The following is a 17036-nucleotide window of genomic DNA, read 5'->3' on the forward strand; positions in this document are numbered from 1 at the left end:
CAGCTAAGCTGATAGTTTTAAAAAGTGGTAAATATTTTTTATTAGACGATTGTTGAATAATATAGTTCTTCGTTATTTGAAACATTTGGCATTTGCCAACTATATTGATCTGTATGCAATAGTTGATGAGCAAGATGGCTATTAGGTTCTCCAAAGAAATTTTCATAAAGATTTATTATATCTTGATTTTCGTGAGAAAATCTTGGATTTGCATTTTTATCTAAGAAATATAAATTCTTGCTTCTTGTAAAAGCAAGTTCTTCTCCATCATGAATTGGTTGACCTCCTCCACCTACGCAACCGCCAGGGCAAGCCATTACTTCAACAAAATCAAAATGTTTTTTATTATTTTCTAGATCATTTATAAGTTTTCTTGTATTGGCCAAACCATTTACAACTGCTATGTGTAAATCTATATCATTAATTTTGAAATTAGCTTCTACTAATCCAGTTTTTTCAGAATCTCTTCTTACAACTTTAAATGCATCGGCTGAAGGATTTTCTCCAGTTAATGAATGATAGGCAGTTCTTAAAGCTGCTTCCATTACTCCACCAGTTGATCCAAAGATAACACCTGCACCAGATCCATCTCTAAATAAATCGTCAGGATCAGCATCTATTAATGTCTTTGGATTGATATTTGCTGTTTTAAACATTCTTATAAGTTCTCTTGTTGTTATAACACAATCTGTATCATGACCTGCAAATTCATTGTAATATAAATCTCTTTCTCTTTCACTTTTTTTGGCAAGACAAGGCATTACAGCCACAGAAAATATTTCTGAAGGGTCTTTGTTCAATGTTTCTGCAAAATATGACTTCATTACTGAACCAAACATTTGCATCGGAGATTTGGCTGTTGATAATTGACTTACCAAATGTGGATATTGACCTTTGATAAATCTAACCCAACCAGGACAACAAGACGTAAACATCGGCCTATCTTTAAGTTCACCTTTTGTATATCTTTCTAAAAATTCTGTTGCCTCTTCCATTATTGTTAGATCTGCAGAAAATGTTGTATCAAAAACATAATCAACTCCTATTTGTTTTAGTCCATCGAAAATTTTACTTACAGTAGCCTCTTCTCTAGCTAGACCCATCTCCTCTCCCCAAGCTGTTCTTACAGCTGGTGCAACTTGTACTACCACAGTTTTGTTAGGATCAAAAATTGCATCCCATAATAAATCTGTATCATCTCTTTCTACTAAAGCTCCAACTGGACAATGAGTTATACATTGACCACAAAGTGAGCATGAAGAATCATTTATTGACTTATAGCCAGAAACATCAATATTAGCTCTAAGACCAGTGCCACTAAGCTCCCAAATATTTAAATCTTGAACCTTGTCACATATCTGTACACATCTCATGCATCTAATACACTTAGATGAATTTCTTATTAGTGGGAAATTCTCATCCCAATCTTGTTTAATTATGTATTCTGTAAAAGGCAATTGCCTTACATTTAGATCGTTTGATAGTTTTTGTAAGGAGCAATTTCCACTTCTAATGCACATTGGGCATCTTGCATCATGTTCTGATAGTATTAATTCAACTGCTCTTTTTCTATTTAAGATAGCTTTTGGAGAATTTGTATGGATGACCATATTTTCACTAACAGGAGTATTGCAAGCTGTTACAAGATTACTTATCCCCTCTACTTCAACTGAACAAACTTTACAAGAAGCAATTTGATTTATGCCTTTTAAGTAACATAGATGTGGTATATCTATTCCAGCAAGTTTTGCAGCTTCAATAATGGTAGTTCCTTCGTCAACTTCTATATTTTTATTATCTATAGTTAGATTTACCATTGTTCTATTCGTCCTCCCCTAAAAATACCAAATCCATTTTTATCGCATCTTAAACATCTAGAAACTTCTTGCATAGCTGCACCATCTTCCATATTTAGTTCGACAGATTCAAAGTCTCTAATTCTTATATTTGCTTCTCTTTCTGGAAGTTCACTTCTGCCACAAGAAAACTTATCTTCAAGATCAACATCTGGAATTTCAACATCACAAGTAATCTGATGATTGTATCCTAAGTATTGGTCAATATTTGCCGCCATAACTTTTGCTGCTGCAATTGCTTTTATTACCGTTGCAGGTCCTGATTGGCAATCTCCACCAGCATATAATCCAGGAATTCCTCTAAAACCACCATTAGCTAAGGTAAAAATTTTTCCTCTTTCAACTGGTATGCCTTCCTTTTCATAATAAGAACTTTCGATATCTTGACCGATTGCAACGACCAAAACTTCGCAAGGAATAAATTCATCTTCCATACCGTTAGATTTTACTGAAGCTCTGTTATTTTTAATATTTGAAATCATTTGAGGACTTACCCAAATGCCTTTTAATTTTCCATCTTCTATTTCTAGCCTTGAAGGAGATTTTAAGGTTAACATTTCACATCCTTCAGCTACGGCACCTTCAATTTCAACTGGTAAAGCTGTCATATCAGAAATTCTTCTTCTATATACGCAAGTTACTTTTTCTGCATTTAGTCTTATTAAAGTTCTTAAAGCATCCATGGCAACATTTCCACCACCAATAACAGCAGCTTTTTTGCCTTTTAAGTCAGTTTTTTTGCCCAATCCAACCCCACGAAGAAAATCTACTGCTGAAATTACTCCGTCTGCATCTTCGCCTTCCAAGCCTAGTTTCTTATCAGTAGACGCTCCAATTGTAATTAACGTTGCATCATAATTATTTCTAAGATCATTTAAAGTCAAATCTCTACTAACCTTAATACCATATTTAACTTCAACACCAGTATCTAAAATAGCCTTTATGTCTTCATCAAGTCTTTCTTTTGGCAATCTATAATTTGGTATTCCATATCTAAGCATACCACCTAATTCTGGTAGCATTTCAAAAACTGTAGTTTGATGACCCATAATTTGAAGATAATATGCAGCTGATAACCCAGCAGGTCCTCCCCCAACTATAGCAACTTTTTTACCAGTTGATGGTCCAACTTCAGGTGGTTTTACAAATCCCGCTTTATCTGCGGCATATCTTTTTAATCCTCTAATATTAATAGAGCTATCTATCATATTTCTACGGCATCTTGCCTCGCAAGGATGCTCACAGATAAAACTACAAGTAGTTGGAAATGGGTTGTCTTTTCTAATTACTCTAACTGCATCTTGGTAACGGCCTTCTTTAATCAAGGCAAGATAACCTGGAACGTCAACATGAGCCGGACATAATCCAACGCAAGGAACTGGTGTAGATGTTTTGCTTAGGCAACGATTATTATGTACATGATATTTATATTCTTCTCTAGCACTTGTTATGCTGACATAAACCATGTGACTGGCTTCAGTTCCAATTGCACAGTCAGCAGTTTCAGAGATCATTTTAGAGGTTTGCTCTATTAAATCCAAAGTATTGTCATTTGCTCTACCTTCTAAAACATCATCCATCAAATTTTTTAATTGTAAGAGTCCAATTCTACAAGGAATACATTTTCCACATGATTGAGCTAAACACAATTCAAGAAATGATTTAGTTACTTCAACTGGGCATAAGCCAAGTGGACTTGCTTTTATGCGACTAGCTAGGTTATTGTAAATATCATTAATAACCAAGTCAGCTTTGCTTAGACTTTCTAGTTCTAATCGATTCAAATTAATCCCCCTATTTACGATTATATAATATAGATAAAAGAAAATATTTTCCTAATAATCATACATCGAAAAATTACTTTGCCAAGAATTGCCAAAAAGTAAACATATATTATAATTAAATAAAATAAAAACGTTATTTTTTTATTAATATAAAAGTAATATATTTTCATTCTTTATTATGGTATTATTATTATATGAAACTAACAGAAAAACAAAAGCTTGCTGCTAATCACAAAGATGGACCTTGTCTGGTTTTAGCTGTCCCTGGATCAGGAAAAACAACAATGCTTTTAGAAAGAATTAAAATTTTATCAAATGATATTGATCCAAATAAAATCCTAACTCTAACTTTCAGTAAAAATCAAGCTTATGATATGAAAAACAGATATCTAAACGAAAGTCAAAAAGATAGGATAAATACTAATTTTATGACAATTCATGCTTTTTGCTATCTGGTAATTAGAAATTTCTATAAAAAACAGAATTTAGAATTAAAAATCTTAGAAGCAGATGATTCTTACAACAAATACAATTTAATTAAAGAAATTTATTATAAGACAAATAAAAGAATCATGTCAGATGAAGACTTGAAAAACTTCTTTTCTGTAGTTGGTTATATGAGAAATTCACTTTCTGACCTTAGCTATCTTAAAAATTCTCAAATAAAAAATATAAATTTAATTTATCAATCATATGAAAAATTTAAAAAAGATAATTTTTACATAGATTATGATGATATGCAAACTTTAGCCCTAGAATTAATAAATACTTATCCAAACTTATTAAAATCAATCAGAAATAAATATAAATATATTCAATTAGATGAAGGTCAAGATACTTCAATTCTCCAATTTAAAATTATTGAAAAAATTGTAGCTCCTAATAATAATCTAATGATAGTTGCTGATGATGACCAATCAATTTATGGATTTAGAGCAGCAGAACCTTCATATTTGCTAAATTTTAGAGAAAAATATCCTAATGCTAAATTCATAAGCATGAATGAAAATCATAGGTCTAGTGGCAATATTGTAGAAGTTTGCCATAAGTTTATAAAACAAAATACTAATAGATATGAGAAAAATATTTTCACAAAAAAAGATTTGGGAGATAAGGTCCATTTGGCAAATCTTAACGATAGCAAAGAGGCTTATAAGTATATCATAGATCACATGGATCCTAAAAAAACTAATGCTATTTTATATAGAAATAATATTTCTTGCTTAAATTTAATAAGCTTTTTAATTGACGATGATAGGGATTTTACAATAAATTTCCCATCTTATGATTATTTTAATTCCAAAATCATTAGAGATTTGGAAAATATAATTGAATTTTCTAATGATTTTTATAATGTTGACCTATTTTCGGAAATTTATTATAAGATAAATACTTATCTTAACAAAGAAGAAATAGTAAAGCTAGCTTACAAGCCAAAAAATTTAGATGTTTTTTCTTATCTTGAGGAAATAGTCGATGATGAAAAATCCTATAATTTAGCTAATGTTAAACGAAAGTTAATTCATTTGCGAAAACTTCACTTAGATAAAAAAATATCCTATATTTACACTTATATGGGATATGGAATTTATATAGATACATTCTCAAAAAAATATTATGAATTGATTTATAACAAAGATTTGTATATTGAAAGCCTTATTAATTTTACAAAAGATCTCAAAAGTTTAGACGAATTTCACGAAAAAATAAGAAAATATGAAAAAATGAATCAAAAGTTAACTTCATCTAATTTAATTTTATCAACAATCCATAGATCAAAAGGCTTAGAGTACGACAATGTCTTTATTATAGATTTAGTGAAAAATGAGTTCCCAATGCTTAGAGATGATGAAAATAATCTAGAAGAAGAAAGAAGAGTTTTTTATGTGGCAATGACTAGAACTAAAGAAAATCTATACTTATTAAGTCTAAAGAAGAGAATTGCCAAGAAAGTCCAACCTTCACCCTTTTATTTAGATATAAAAAATCAATAATGGGTAAGAATTAATAGACACATAAAAAAGAAAGGAAATTTAATGAAAAAAATAGCAGTTTTAATTGAAAATAATTTTGAAGAAAGCGAATTACTTTATCCTTACCATAGATTTAGAGAAGATTTTGAAGTTGATTTAGTGGGAAGCGAAAAAGATAAGGAATATATAGGAAAATCTGGCGGACTAAAAGTAAAATCTAATATTGCCAGCTCAGAAGTAAAAGCTAGCGATTATGAAGCAGTTTATGTTCCAGGTGGTTATTCTCCTGATGCAATGAGAAAATGCCAAGCTACAATAGATTTTGTGAAAAAAATGCACGATGATGGCAAAATAGTTGCTGCAATTTGCCACGGTCCTTGGCTGTTGGTAGAAGCGGGTATTCTTGATGGAGTTAAAGCAACATCTGTAAAACAAATCTCAACCGATCTAAAAAATGCAGGAGCAATTTGGGTTGATGAGGAAACAGTAGTTGATAATAAAATAATCACTGCAAGAACTCCAAAAGACCTACCAGCACAGATCAAAAAAATTGTAGAAGAACTTAATAAATAAAGCTAGTAGCTGTTTGAAATAATGAGATTAACTAATCCTTTTTTTAAACAGCATTTTTATTTTTGGACCATTAGATTTATAATTATTGTTTTATATAAATTAGTGTTATAATTAAAACATGAAAAGAAATTATAATATCGATAAGTTCCGTGGATTTACTATAATATCTATGGTGCTTTTTCATCTAATTTACAATATAAACTTTTACCATCAAGTATCCTGGTATGATGAGACATTATTAAATAGAATATGGCAATTTACAATAGCTGGATCTTTTTTTATCATATCTGGCATAACTTCTAATTTTTTAAGTCCAGAAAAAAATATAAAAAGAGGAATTTTTACAAGTTTAATTGGCTTTGCAATTACCATAATCACCTATCTCCTAGCTCCTGAGCAATTTATTTTGTGGGGAGTGTTAAACGGACTAGGAATTTCTATGATAATTACTGGGATATTTCAAAAATATATTAAAGATAATTTCATAATATTTTTTTTGATATTATTTGTAATAACTTACAATATTCCTAGTGGAAGCCTTAATAGTTTTGAATTTTTCAGAAGAATTTACGATAAAAATCTATTTATTTTAGGTTTCCCATCCTATAACTTCAATTCAAGTGATTATTTTCCAATGATTCCATGGATTTTTATTTATTTAGCTGGATTTACTCTTGGAAAATACTTAAATAAGGAAAACTTACTTTTAAATAAAGGAAAAGATAATATTTTAGCAAAAATCGGAAGATTAGCTATGCCAATTTATCTAAGTCATCAAATAATTCTATATCCTTTAGTAACATTCATATTTTCTCTAATAAAATAAAACCTCCTTACTTTATTAGTAAAGAGGTTATAGCTTTTATTCAAATTTTATATTAATAGTGTATTCTTTTGAAATTATAGGATTAATATCTAATAATTCTTTAACTGCTTTTTCTGATTTTTCCTTAGCTTCTTCCAAAAGTCCCTTATCAATAGCTTCTTTTTCAACTTTTGCTTCTTCTTCCTTTCTAAAATCTGAATAATCTTCTAATTTTAATGGATTAAAGATAGAATTTTTCTCATCATAAACCATAACAGAATTTTCATCTATATCATGGCTTAAAATGCTTGCTTGTGGTAAAGTTACGCTAATAATTTTTGAAGCTTCGTTTACATCAACTCTTGCCTTGTCAAGATCAACACCAGCGTTAATCTCTCCTTGGTAAGTGTACAAGAATTTTTTTGTCGTAAATGGAAGAGTGATTCCGTGAAATTCTTGACTATTTTCGTAAGATGCCACATTTTTGTAATTGTATTTTAGAGTTGTAAGCTCTTTTGCTTCTTTCAGAGAAGATTCAACAGTTTCTGAAGATATGCTAATTTTTTCTTTGGATTTTAAATTAGAAATTATATAAGCTCCCAGAGCTAATATCAAAATAATTGCAATCAAAAATCCAAAAACTTTTTTATTTGTTTTATTTTTTTTATTAGTCATTTTAAATCCTTTGTATATATTTTGATGTTACTATACGGGTTTTATTAATAAAATAAAGTATATTATTAAGAAATTTTAGTTATTTCGAAATTTATTTAATAGCCAAATTTAACTTTGCAATAATAAATATCTTTTCCCCTATCACGCCATTTTTTCTCATATTCAGTTACGATTGATTTTTCCATATCTAATTTATAATCAACTTCTAAGATTTCTAATGGAAAATCTTTGTAATATTCTAAGGAATCTAAGAAAAAGTCTTTATCATCAGTTTTTTGTTCAATAATTCCACTATCTTTTATAATGTCCTTATAAATATTTAGAAATCTTGGATGACTTAGGCGTCTTTTGTGGTGCTTGGTCTTTGGCCAGGGTGTTGAAAAATTAATGAAGATTCTATCTATTTCTTTCTTATCAAAAATATCCCTAAGATCTTCTGCATGATCTATTAAGCCTATTACATTTTCTAATTTTTCTTCTTTTATTTTCCTACTAGCGATAACAAAAGCATTTGTATTCATCTCAAGAGCTATAAAATTTATTTCAGGATGTTTTTTTGCCATTTCTATTATGAAATCTCCTTTACCAGCACCAACTTCTAGATAAATTGGATTGGTATTGCCAAAAACTTCGCTCCACTTCCCTCTTTTGTCTCTAGGATAGAAGAATATTCTTGGATTTTCTTTCATTTCTGGAATGGCATTTGCCTTAAATCTTAATCTCATAATTCTCCTCTTAAAAAAACTGGCAGTCTAGCTGCCAGCACTATATCAAATTTTACTTTTATTTTTTGATTTATCAATAATAAAACCTATTATAAATCCTATTAATCCCAAACTTATCCATGAAAATCCCAAATCAAATCCTGGTAAAACTGACTTTGGTAAAGCCAAAAAGTTTTCCACTATATTGCTCTTAGAAATTATTTCTGGTGAATTTTTCAAAAAATCAAAAAATGCTGCAATACAAGTAAAGCCTAGCGTCCACTTGTAAATAATTTGGTTTTTACCTAATTTCTTTGATAAAAGTGAAAGAATAATCAAAACTATACATAGTGGATACAAAAACATTAAAACTGGTAATGATAAGGAAATTATTTTATTTAGACCTAAGTTTGCTATTAAAAACGAAACGCCGGCAAAAATAAAGCAATATTTCTCATAAGATATGTCAAATTTTAATAATTTATTAAACATTTCTGAACAAGCGGATATTAAGCCTATACAAGTTTTTAGACAAGCTAAAGTTACTATTAAACTAAGAAGTATATGTCCATATTTTCCTAAATAATAATGAGATATTTTTGCTAAAACCAAGGCACCATTTTCTTGTATTGGAAAAATTGCTGTAGATTCAGATCCCAAAATTGCAAGCATAGCATAAACCAAACTCATCCCAACAAGGCAAACTAATCCTGATTTAAATGTTTCTGAAGCAACTTTTGAAGGTTCTTTAATTCCTAATTCTTTAACTGCTCCAATAATGATTACTGCAAAAGCCAAAGATGCTGGTGCATCCAGTGTATTATATCCGTCAACAATTCCTTTTACAAAAGGACTATTTGCATAAGTTTTAGTTGGCTCTAAACTTTTTAGTGGTCCCATGGGATTTACCAAAGAAAAAATAACTAAAATTGCTAATAAAAACAAAAATATCGGCGTCATATATTTCCCAATAGTATCTACAAGTTTTCCCTTATTTAAGGCAAAATATAAGGCAAGTGCAAAAAATATCATAGAGAAAATGAAAAGTGTAATTCCATCGCTAATATTTAGCACTCCTTTTAGTGAAACTTCGTAAGAAACAGTGGCAGTTCTTGGAATTGCAAAGCCTGGTCCAATTGTCAAATATAATAAAATTGTCATAAAGTAAGCAAATTTATCCCCAGCTGGTCTTACCATTTCAAATAAAGATTCACTATCTGTAAGCGCTGCTGCTACAATTCCAATTACTGGAAGTCCTACTCCAGATATTAAAAATCCAATCGTTACGGGTGTTAAATTATAGCCTGATTTTTGTCCTAATTCTAGTGGGAAAATTAAATTCCCAGCCCCAAAATATAAGCCAAAAAGCAAAGATCCTATTAGTAGAATTTCTTTAAAATCTAATTTCTTTTTCATTATAATTCCTTTCTTATTTGAATAATTATATCAAATCATTAAAAATAAAACAAAAAAAATTGACCATTACAAGTAATTGTAATAGTCAATATTTGTAAAATCTTTGGTTTTATAAATTTTCTATATATTTTTTAACATCTGGTCCTATATAAATATTTCCATCATCAGTAAAGAGTATTGGTCTTTTTACCAGCATTCCATCTGTTGATAATAATTGGTAAGCTTCTTCTAAGGCCATTGATTTTAATTTATCTTTAATATTATTTTCTCTATAAATTTTACCAGAAGTATTAAAAAATCTTTTTATATCAAGTCCTGTTTTTTCATGCCAGTCTTTTATTTCCTCAGCAGTAGGATTTTCTTCTTTAATATCTCTATATTCGTAGTTAATACCTTTTTCTTCTAGCATTTTTTCAACTGATTTACAGGTTGTACATTTTTTATAGCAAATAAGTTTCATAAAAACTCCTTTAATTATTTTATAATCGTTTAATAGGCTTATTTTTCATAAAAAAATCTAAAGGCAGCATTTAAGCCGCTTTTAGATTTTTATTTTTTTATTATTTTTTAAGATTGTAAAATGCGTCCAATCCTTTAAATTCAGCACTATCCCAAAGTTCTTCTTCAATTCTTAGTAGTTGGTTATATTTTGCAACTCTATCTGTTCTTGAAGGAGCACCTGTTTTGATTTGTCCAGCATTAACTGCAACAACAAGATCTGCTATTGTAACATCTTCTGTTTCTCCAGATCTGTGGCTTACTACTGCAGTGTATCCAGCTTCTTTTGCCATTTCAATTGCATTAAGAGTTTCTGTTAAAGAACCAATTTGGTTAACTTTTATTAAGATTGAGTTAGCAACGCCTTCTTTGATACCTTTTTCAAGTTTTTCGGTATTTGTTACAAATAAGTCATCTCCAACTAATTGAACTTTTTTGCCAAGTCTATCTGTAAGTTTTTTCCAACCTTCCCAATCATTTTCGTCAAGACCATCTTCAATTGATATAATTGGGTATTTTTCAACTAAGCTTTCTAACCAGTCTATCATTTCTTCTTCAGAATAAACTGTTCCTTCACCTTCTAGATGATATTTGCCATCTTCTGCGTTGTAAAATTCACTTGCTGCACAGTCCATTGCTATATAAACATCTTTTCCAGCTTTGTAGCCAGCTTTTTCTATTGCTTCAACGATTATTTGAAGGGCTTCTTCATTTGATTTAAGGTTTGGAGCAAATCCACCTTCATCACCTACTGCTGTGTTGTAACCCTTATCTTTTAAGACTTTCTTTAGGCTATGGAATACTTCTGCACCAATTTGTAGAGCATTTGCAAAGCTATCTGCTCCAAGTGGGAAAATCATAAATTCTTGAATATCAACAGAGTTATCAGCATGTTCGCCACCATTTAAGATGTTCATCATTGGTGTTGGCAATAATTTTGCATTAACTCCGCCTATATAATTATAAAGTGGAAGTCCTAATTCATCAGCAGCTGCTTTTGCACAAGCTAGTGATACGCCTAAAATTGCATTTGCACCAAGATTTCCTTTATTTTTTGTTCCATCAAGTTCTATCATTGCATTGTCAATGGCAATTTGATCAAATACATCGTAGTTAAGAATTAATTCTTCTGCTATTTTTTCGTTAACATTATCTACTGCTTGTATTACAGACTTACCTAAATAATAATCATCGTTTCCGTCACGAAGTTCTACAGCTTCCCATTGTCCTGTTGATGCACCTGAAGGTACTGCTGCACGACCAAAGGCACCCATTTCTGTTTCAACTTCTACTTCAACTGTTGGATTTCCTCTTGAATCAAGAATTTGTCTTGCATATACACTTGTTATTAAACTCATTTTAAAATCTCCTTATTAATTATATTTATTTTCTATGATTTACTAAAGCTGCGAAATCATCTGCTTTTAGGCTTGCTCCGCCTACTAATGCACCGTCAATATTTTCTTTTGCCATTAATTCTTTAACGTTTGCTGGTTTTACTGAACCTCCGTATTGAATACGAACTTTTTCAGCTGTTTCTTTAGTATATAAATCAGCAATTAAGTTTCTAATATAAGCACACATTGCTTCTGCATCATCAGCAGATGCTGTTTTGCCGGTTCCTATAGCCCAAATTGGTTCATAGGCAATGATCATCTTCTCTACTAAATCTTCACTTACATCTTTAAGGTCAGCTGTAATTTGTGATTTTACCTTTTCTTCTTGCTTATTAGCTTCTCTTTCTTCTAAAGATTCACCACAGCAAAGAATAGGTGTTAGATTATGAGCGAAAGCAGATAGAACTTTTTTATTTATAAGTTTATCGCATTCGCCAAAAATATCACGACGTTCGCTATGTCCTAATATTACATAGTTTGCTTTGATATCATTTAGCATTAGTGGAGAAATTTCACCTGTAAAGGCACCTTCTTCTTCAAAATACATATTTTGTCCACCAAATTTGATATTAGTACCCTCTAATATTTCTGATGCTAAAGTTAAGTCAATAGCTGGTACGCAAACGCCTGCTTCTACTTCTGAATCTAGTTCTCTTTCTTTGATTGCATTTAATAGCTCTTTAGCTTGGCTTGGAGTTTTGTTCATTTTCCAATTGCCTACAATTACTGGTTTACGCATAATATCTCCTTATTTATCTTCAATTGCTGCAATTCCTGGAAGAGTTTTTCCTTCCAAAAATTCTAAGCTAGCACCGCCACCTGTTGAAACGTGAGTTATTTTATCCTTTAATCCAGCCATTTCTATAGCTAGTGCAGAATCTCCTCCTCCTACAATTGTTATAGCAGAAGAATCTGCTAAAGCTTTTGCAACTTCATTTGTACCATTTGAGAATTCTTTTATTTCAAATACTCCCATAGGTCCGTTCCAAACAACTGTTTTAGCATTTTTAATTTTTTCAGCAAACATTTCTGCTGTCTTTGGTCCAATGTCTAAAGCTTCTTTATCTACTGGAATATTGTCGATATCAACAATTTGAGTTTCTGCTCCAGCCTTTATTTCATCAGCAATTACTGTATCAATTGGAAGAAGAATTTCAACATTATTTGCCTTAGCTTTTTTGATTAAGTCTAAAGATAAATCCATTTTGTCTTCTTCAAGAAGTGATTTTCCTATTTCTTTGCCTTGAGCTTTTAAAAATGTATAAGCCATACCACCACCGATTAGAATGGTATCAACTTTATTTATTAAATTATCAATTACACCAATTTTGTCAGATACTTTTGCACCACCAAGGATTGCTACAAATGGATGTTCAGGATCCTCTAAGGCTTTACCCATGATGTCGATTTCTTTTTCTATTAACAAACCAACAGCTGATGGTAAAAGACTAGCAACTCCTACATTTGATGAATGTGCTCTATGGCTTGTGCCAAATGCATCATTAACATAAATATCTGCTAGTGAAGCTAATTCTTTTGCAAAAGATTCATCATTTTTAGTTTCGCCTTTTACAAATCTTGTATTTTCTAAAAGCGCAAGATCTCCAGAATTTAAGTTCTTAACTTCATCTTTTACCTTATCGTCAACTACAAAATCTGAAGCTAGGAAATGGAATTTTTCGCCATAGTGATTTTCTAACCAGTTAGCAACAGGTTTTAGGCTAAAATCAGCGTTATTTTCTCCTTTTGGTCTACCTAAGTGGCTCATTAAGATTACGCAAGCTCCGTTTTCTAGTAAGTAGTCAATTGTTGGTATTGCTGCTCTAATTCTTGCGTCATCGGCAATTTCTTCCTTATTTTCTTTTGATAAAGGAACGTTAAAATCAACTCTCACAAGAACTTTTTTGCCTTTGACATCTATATCTTTTATAGTTTTCTTATTCATAATTTTTCTCCATACACAAAAAGGGCAAAAGAATAATATCCCTTGCCCTCAAATATTTCTTATAGTTTAGCTAAATAATCTAATGTTCTTACAAGGTTTGATACATATCCTGCTTCGTTATCATACCATGCAACAGTTTTAACTAATTGAGTATCTCCATTTTCTACAACTTTTGTAAGTTGAGAATCAAATATTGAACCTGCTGGGTATCCAATAATATCACTTGATACTACATCTTCAGTTTCATAAGCAAAGGCATCATTTGAGTATTTTTTCATAGCTTCATTTACTTGTTCAACTGTAACTTTCTTTTCTAGAATTGAATATAATTCTGTAACTGAGCCTGTAATTGTAGGAACTCTTAAAGCTGTACCATCAAGTTTGCCTTCAACTTCTGGAATTACTTTTCCAACTGCTTTTGCTGCACCTGTAGATGCTGGAATTGTATTTTGAGCTGCTGCACGACCACCTCTAAGATCTTTCTTACTTGCTGGTGTATCTTGAATAGCTTGTGTAGCTGTATAAGCGTGAATTGTAGACATTTGACCTGTAACAAAACCAAATTCTTTTAATAATACATTTACCATTGGTGCTAAACAGTTTGTTGTACAGCTTGCTGCTGAAACAACTGTTTCAGAACCATCAAGTATTTCATGGTTTACACCAAAAACGATTGTTTTCATATCACCTTTACCTGGTGCAGAAATTAATACTTTCTTAGCTCCAGCTTTGATGTGAGCTTCAGCTTTTTCTCTTTCGGTAAAGAATCCTGTACATTCTAGTACAACATCTACTCCTAGATCTGCCCAAGGTAAATCTTCTGGATTTCTTTCAGCAAAAACTTTTATTTCTTTGCCATTAACTTTAAATCCATCTTCAGTTTCTTCAAAATCACCTTTGAATCTTCCTTGTGCTGTATCATATTTAAAAGCATAAGCAAGACCATGTTTGTCAATTAGGTCATTAATTGCAACAACTTCAATATCTTGTTCGATTTCTGCAATTCTTCTAAGTGTAAGACGTCCTATTCTACCAAATCCATTAATTGCTACTTTTGTTGTCATTGTTCCTCCTAAAAATTTCATTCATAAATACTTAACTATCTGTTATGAATTTGTCAAGTTATTTATCTGTGGAAAAGTTTTCCCGATTAAATTGTTACCAGGCTTCGCCTTCTAGATATCTATTTGCAATTACTGCTGCTATGCAACCATCTGATGTAGCAGTTACCATTTGACGAACTTTTTTTACTCTGGTATCGCCAACCGCAAATATTCCTTCTAGATTTGTCTTCATATCTTCGTTAGTTTTTATATAGCCATTTTCCATTTCTATTTGATCTTGGAAAATTTCTGTTTGAGGAAGATATCCTATAAATATAAATACCCCAATTGGTTGATTATTATCACTTTTTAATTCTTTTTCTTCGCCAGTTTTGACATTTTCTATAATTATTGATTCAGCTTGATTGTCGCCTTTGATTTCTTTAATTACAGAATCATATTGGAATTTTATCTTTTCATTATTTTCACATTTGTCAACAACAATCTTGCTTGCTCTAAATGAATCTCTTCTGTGGATAATAGTTACTGATTTTGCAAATTTTGTAAGATGTAAGGCTTCCTCAAGGGCGCTATCCCCTCCACCAACAACAAATATATCAAGGTCTGTGAAGAATGGTCCATCACAAGTTGCACAATAGGAAACTCCCCTGCTTGCAAATTCTTTTTCACCTTTAACATCTAAATTTCTATGGCTTGCTCCAGTTGCAATTATTACAGCCTTTGCCTCGTAAATGCTTCCATCTTTTGTATGGATTTTTTTAACTTTTCCTTCCAATTCTACTTTTGTTACATTTGCTGATAAAATTTTACAATATTCACTTGCTTGCTCTCTCATTCTTTCAGCTAAAGCCATTCCAGTTGGATCTTCCATTGATCCTGGATAATTCTCTACATATGCAGTTGAAGATATTTGTCCACCAGGAACTGCTTTTTCAATTATTAAACAATTTAATTTAGCTCTACCTGCATAAAGTCCTGCACTTAAGCCAGCTGGACCTGCTCCTAATATTATTAAATCATACATTCTTATCATCTCCTAAAAATTAAAATTATTCTGTCTTAAAGCTTCATAAAGCACAATACTAACCGAGTTTGCGAGATTTAAAGACCTATCTATTTCTTTTGTCATTGGTATTGTTAGTATTTTTTCTTTGTTCTTTTTCAAAATCTCCTTATCAATACCCTCTTTTTCTCTACCGAAAATCAAATAATCATTGTCCTTAAATCTAACATCAGCATATGCTTTATCGCTTCCAGTTTCTATTAGATAAAAATTCTTATCTTTGATAAATTCCTCAAATTCTTCTAAGCTATCATGTATTTTTAAATCAAGCTTATCCCAATAATCTATGCCTGCTTTTTTTAATGATTTATCAGATAAATCAAACTTAAAGGGTCTTACTAAATGTAAGGTTGATTTTGTTAAGACACAAGTTCTCCCAATGTTTCCAACATTACCTGGATATTCTGGCGATAAAAGAACTATATTAAGCACTTGGATTTTCCTTATTGTAATTTATTATTATATCTTTGGCATTAATAAAACCATCTGAATCATTATCCAAAACAACATGACTTGCAGCTTTTTTTACAGATTCATTAGCATTTCCCATAGCAAAAGAAATTTCAGAATTTTCTATCATTGGAAGATCATTAAAAGAATCCCCAATTGTTGCAATTTCATTTCTATTTATACCCAAAAATTTAGCTAATTCTAAAATTGATGACCATTTATCTACATTTTTATGCATTATTTCTATAAAGCCGAAACCAGAAGATGTTACATAAAGCTCATCTAAAAATCTGTCTTCTATGATCTTTACGGCTTTTTCTTGACCATAAGGATGGCTATCAAGACCTGAAATCAATAATTTATTTGCCATGTTTTTTCTTCTTTTTAGCTCTTTATAAGGATTTGAAGAAACATAAATATCACATTGATAATTCATACCATAATCGCTGTGGATTCTTAAATGATTAAGCCTTTCAATAATTAATCGATTTGTATAAAATGTATTTGAATCATAAAAATTGAAGGAAAATTCATTATCATCACAAAAATCTAATAAATTGATTAATTCATCATCGTCTAAGGGATGAGTTGCTAAAACTTCATCCTTACTTAATTTTATTACTGCTCCATTGTTAGCAACCATTGGATTATCAATTCCTATTTTTTCATTGAAATAATCAACAGATGATGAAACTCTTCCAGAAGTCAAAACAGTTTTTATTCCTGCTTGGTTTAATTCTTTGATAGCTTCAATATTTTTTTCGCTAATATCAGAATTGCTATTTAATAATGTTCCGTCCATATCAATTGCAAATAATTTAATCATTTTTTCT

General features: G+C 30.7%; 16 protein-coding genes. 3 read left to right on the forward strand and 13 right to left on the reverse strand.

Annotated elements, in window-relative coordinates; translation table 11 throughout:
- Positions 1-41: 41 nt before the first annotated feature.
- Complete coding sequence (locus tag GAN53_RS07875; protein ID WP_151410556.1) at positions 42-1817, reverse strand: [FeFe] hydrogenase, group A; 1776 nt, start codon at positions 1815-1817, stop codon at positions 42-44.
- A complete protein-coding gene (locus tag GAN53_RS07880; RefSeq protein WP_151410557.1) occupies positions 1811-3640 on the reverse strand; it encodes an NAD(P)-binding protein in 1830 nt (609 codons plus the stop codon). The genes GAN53_RS07875 and GAN53_RS07880 overlap by 7 nt, the downstream gene beginning before the upstream one ends.
- 194 nt (positions 3641-3834) lie before the next feature.
- Between GAN53_RS07880 and GAN53_RS07885 the strand changes: the two genes are divergently transcribed.
- From GAN53_RS07885 to GAN53_RS07895, 3 genes are all read left to right on the forward strand, one after another.
- Positions 3835-5634, forward strand: coding sequence for an ATP-dependent helicase (locus GAN53_RS07885; RefSeq protein WP_151410558.1), 1800 nt, complete (start codon positions 3835-3837; stop codon positions 5632-5634).
- 42 nt (positions 5635-5676) lie between these two features.
- Positions 5677-6186 carry a type 1 glutamine amidotransferase domain-containing protein gene (locus tag GAN53_RS07890; protein WP_151410559.1) on the forward strand — a complete coding sequence of 170 codons (510 nt, stop codon included), beginning with the start codon at positions 5677-5679 and terminating at the stop codon, positions 6184-6186.
- 118 nt (positions 6187-6304) lie between these two features.
- Positions 6305-7012, forward strand: a complete 708-nt coding sequence (locus GAN53_RS07895) for a heparan-alpha-glucosaminide N-acetyltransferase domain-containing protein (protein ID WP_151410560.1) — start codon at positions 6305-6307, stop codon at positions 7010-7012.
- Between the two features lie 36 nt (positions 7013-7048).
- Here GAN53_RS07895 and GAN53_RS07900 read toward each other — a convergent pair whose 3' ends face one another.
- The 11 genes from GAN53_RS07900 to GAN53_RS07950 form a co-directional block, all read right to left on the reverse strand.
- The gene (locus GAN53_RS07900) at positions 7049-7666 is read right to left on the reverse strand and encodes a DUF4230 domain-containing protein (RefSeq protein WP_151410561.1); all 618 of its coding nucleotides are present in this window, start codon (positions 7664-7666) and stop codon (positions 7049-7051) included.
- Positions 7667-7761: 95 nt separating this feature from the next.
- Positions 7762-8391 (reverse strand): tRNA (guanosine(46)-N7)-methyltransferase TrmB, encoded by a 630-nt coding sequence (trmB, locus tag GAN53_RS07905; RefSeq protein WP_151410562.1) that lies wholly within the window; start codon positions 8389-8391, stop codon positions 7762-7764.
- Between the two features lie 45 nt (positions 8392-8436).
- Positions 8437-9786, reverse strand: coding sequence for a branched-chain amino acid transport system II carrier protein (gene brnQ, locus GAN53_RS07910; RefSeq protein ID WP_151410563.1), 1350 nt, complete (start codon positions 9784-9786; stop codon positions 8437-8439).
- A 109-nt stretch (positions 9787-9895) separates the two neighbouring features.
- On the reverse strand, positions 9896-10246 hold the full coding sequence (locus tag GAN53_RS07915; protein ID WP_151410564.1) for a Spx/MgsR family RNA polymerase-binding regulatory protein: 351 nt from the start codon (positions 10244-10246) through the stop codon (positions 9896-9898).
- A 100-nt stretch (positions 10247-10346) separates the two neighbouring features.
- Positions 10347-11642 carry a phosphopyruvate hydratase gene (gene eno / locus GAN53_RS07920; protein WP_151410565.1) on the reverse strand — a complete coding sequence of 432 codons (1296 nt, stop codon included), beginning with the start codon at positions 11640-11642 and terminating at the stop codon, positions 10347-10349.
- A gap of 25 nt (positions 11643-11667) precedes the next feature.
- A complete protein-coding gene (gene tpiA, locus GAN53_RS07925; protein WP_151410566.1) occupies positions 11668-12420 on the reverse strand; it encodes a triose-phosphate isomerase in 753 nt (250 codons plus the stop codon).
- A 9-nt stretch (positions 12421-12429) separates the two neighbouring features.
- The gene (locus GAN53_RS07930) at positions 12430-13626 is read right to left on the reverse strand and encodes a phosphoglycerate kinase (RefSeq protein WP_151410567.1); all 1197 of its coding nucleotides are present in this window, start codon (positions 13624-13626) and stop codon (positions 12430-12432) included.
- 59 nt (positions 13627-13685) lie between these two features.
- Positions 13686-14690, reverse strand: coding sequence for a type I glyceraldehyde-3-phosphate dehydrogenase (gene gap / locus GAN53_RS07935; RefSeq protein ID WP_151410568.1), 1005 nt, complete (start codon positions 14688-14690; stop codon positions 13686-13688).
- A gap of 94 nt (positions 14691-14784) precedes the next feature.
- Positions 14785-15714 carry a thioredoxin-disulfide reductase gene (gene trxB / locus GAN53_RS07940; protein ID WP_151410569.1) on the reverse strand — a complete coding sequence of 310 codons (930 nt, stop codon included), beginning with the start codon at positions 15712-15714 and terminating at the stop codon, positions 14785-14787.
- 12 nt (positions 15715-15726) lie between these two features.
- Positions 15727-16185, reverse strand: a complete 459-nt coding sequence (locus GAN53_RS07945; protein WP_151410570.1) for a tRNA (cytidine(34)-2'-O)-methyltransferase — start codon at positions 16183-16185, stop codon at positions 15727-15729.
- On the reverse strand, positions 16178-17029 hold the full coding sequence (locus GAN53_RS07950; protein WP_151410571.1) for an HAD family hydrolase: 852 nt from the start codon (positions 17027-17029) through the stop codon (positions 16178-16180). Before GAN53_RS07950 ends, GAN53_RS07945 begins: the two co-directional genes overlap by 8 nt.
- Positions 17030-17036 lie beyond the last annotated feature (7 nt).

This window comes from Anaerococcus sp. Marseille-P9784, from assembly GCF_902500265.1.
Lineage (GTDB): Bacteria > Bacillota > Clostridia > Tissierellales > Peptoniphilaceae > Anaerococcus.

Bases quoted from the DNA above. Each gene is read 5' to 3' on its own strand.
- trmB (WP_151410562.1), bottom strand. From the start codon at position 8,391: ATGAGATTAAGATTTAAGGCAAATGCCATTCCAGAAATGAAAGAAAAT.
- eno (WP_151410565.1), bottom strand. From the start codon at position 11,642: ATGAGTTTAATAACAAGTGTATATGCAAGACAAATTCTTGATTCAAGA.
- GAN53_RS07900 (WP_151410561.1), bottom strand. From the start codon at position 7,666: ATGACTAATAAAAAAAATAAAACAAATAAAAAAGTTTTTGGATTTTTG.
- GAN53_RS07950 (WP_151410571.1), bottom strand. From the start codon at position 17,029: ATGATTAAATTATTTGCAATTGATATGGACGGAACATTATTAAATAGC.
- trxB (WP_151410569.1), bottom strand. From the start codon at position 15,714: ATGTATGATTTAATAATATTAGGAGCAGGTCCAGCTGGCTTAAGTGCA.
- GAN53_RS07890 (WP_151410559.1), top strand. From the start codon at position 5,677: ATGAAAAAAATAGCAGTTTTAATTGAAAATAATTTTGAAGAAAGCGAA.
- GAN53_RS07915 (WP_151410564.1), bottom strand. From the start codon at position 10,246: ATGAAACTTATTTGCTATAAAAAATGTACAACCTGTAAATCAGTTGAA.
- GAN53_RS07885 (WP_151410558.1), top strand. From the start codon at position 3,835: ATGAAACTAACAGAAAAACAAAAGCTTGCTGCTAATCACAAAGATGGA.
- GAN53_RS07895 (WP_151410560.1), top strand. From the start codon at position 6,305: ATGAAAAGAAATTATAATATCGATAAGTTCCGTGGATTTACTATAATA.
- GAN53_RS07875 (WP_151410556.1), bottom strand. From the start codon at position 1,817: ATGGTAAATCTAACTATAGATAATAAAAATATAGAAGTTGACGAAGGA.
- tpiA (WP_151410566.1), bottom strand. From the start codon at position 12,420: ATGCGTAAACCAGTAATTGTAGGCAATTGGAAAATGAACAAAACTCCA.
- gap (WP_151410568.1), bottom strand. From the start codon at position 14,690: ATGACAACAAAAGTAGCAATTAATGGATTTGGTAGAATAGGACGTCTT.
- GAN53_RS07930 (WP_151410567.1), bottom strand. From the start codon at position 13,626: ATGAATAAGAAAACTATAAAAGATATAGATGTCAAAGGCAAAAAAGTT.
- brnQ (WP_151410563.1), bottom strand. From the start codon at position 9,786: ATGAAAAAGAAATTAGATTTTAAAGAAATTCTACTAATAGGATCTTTG.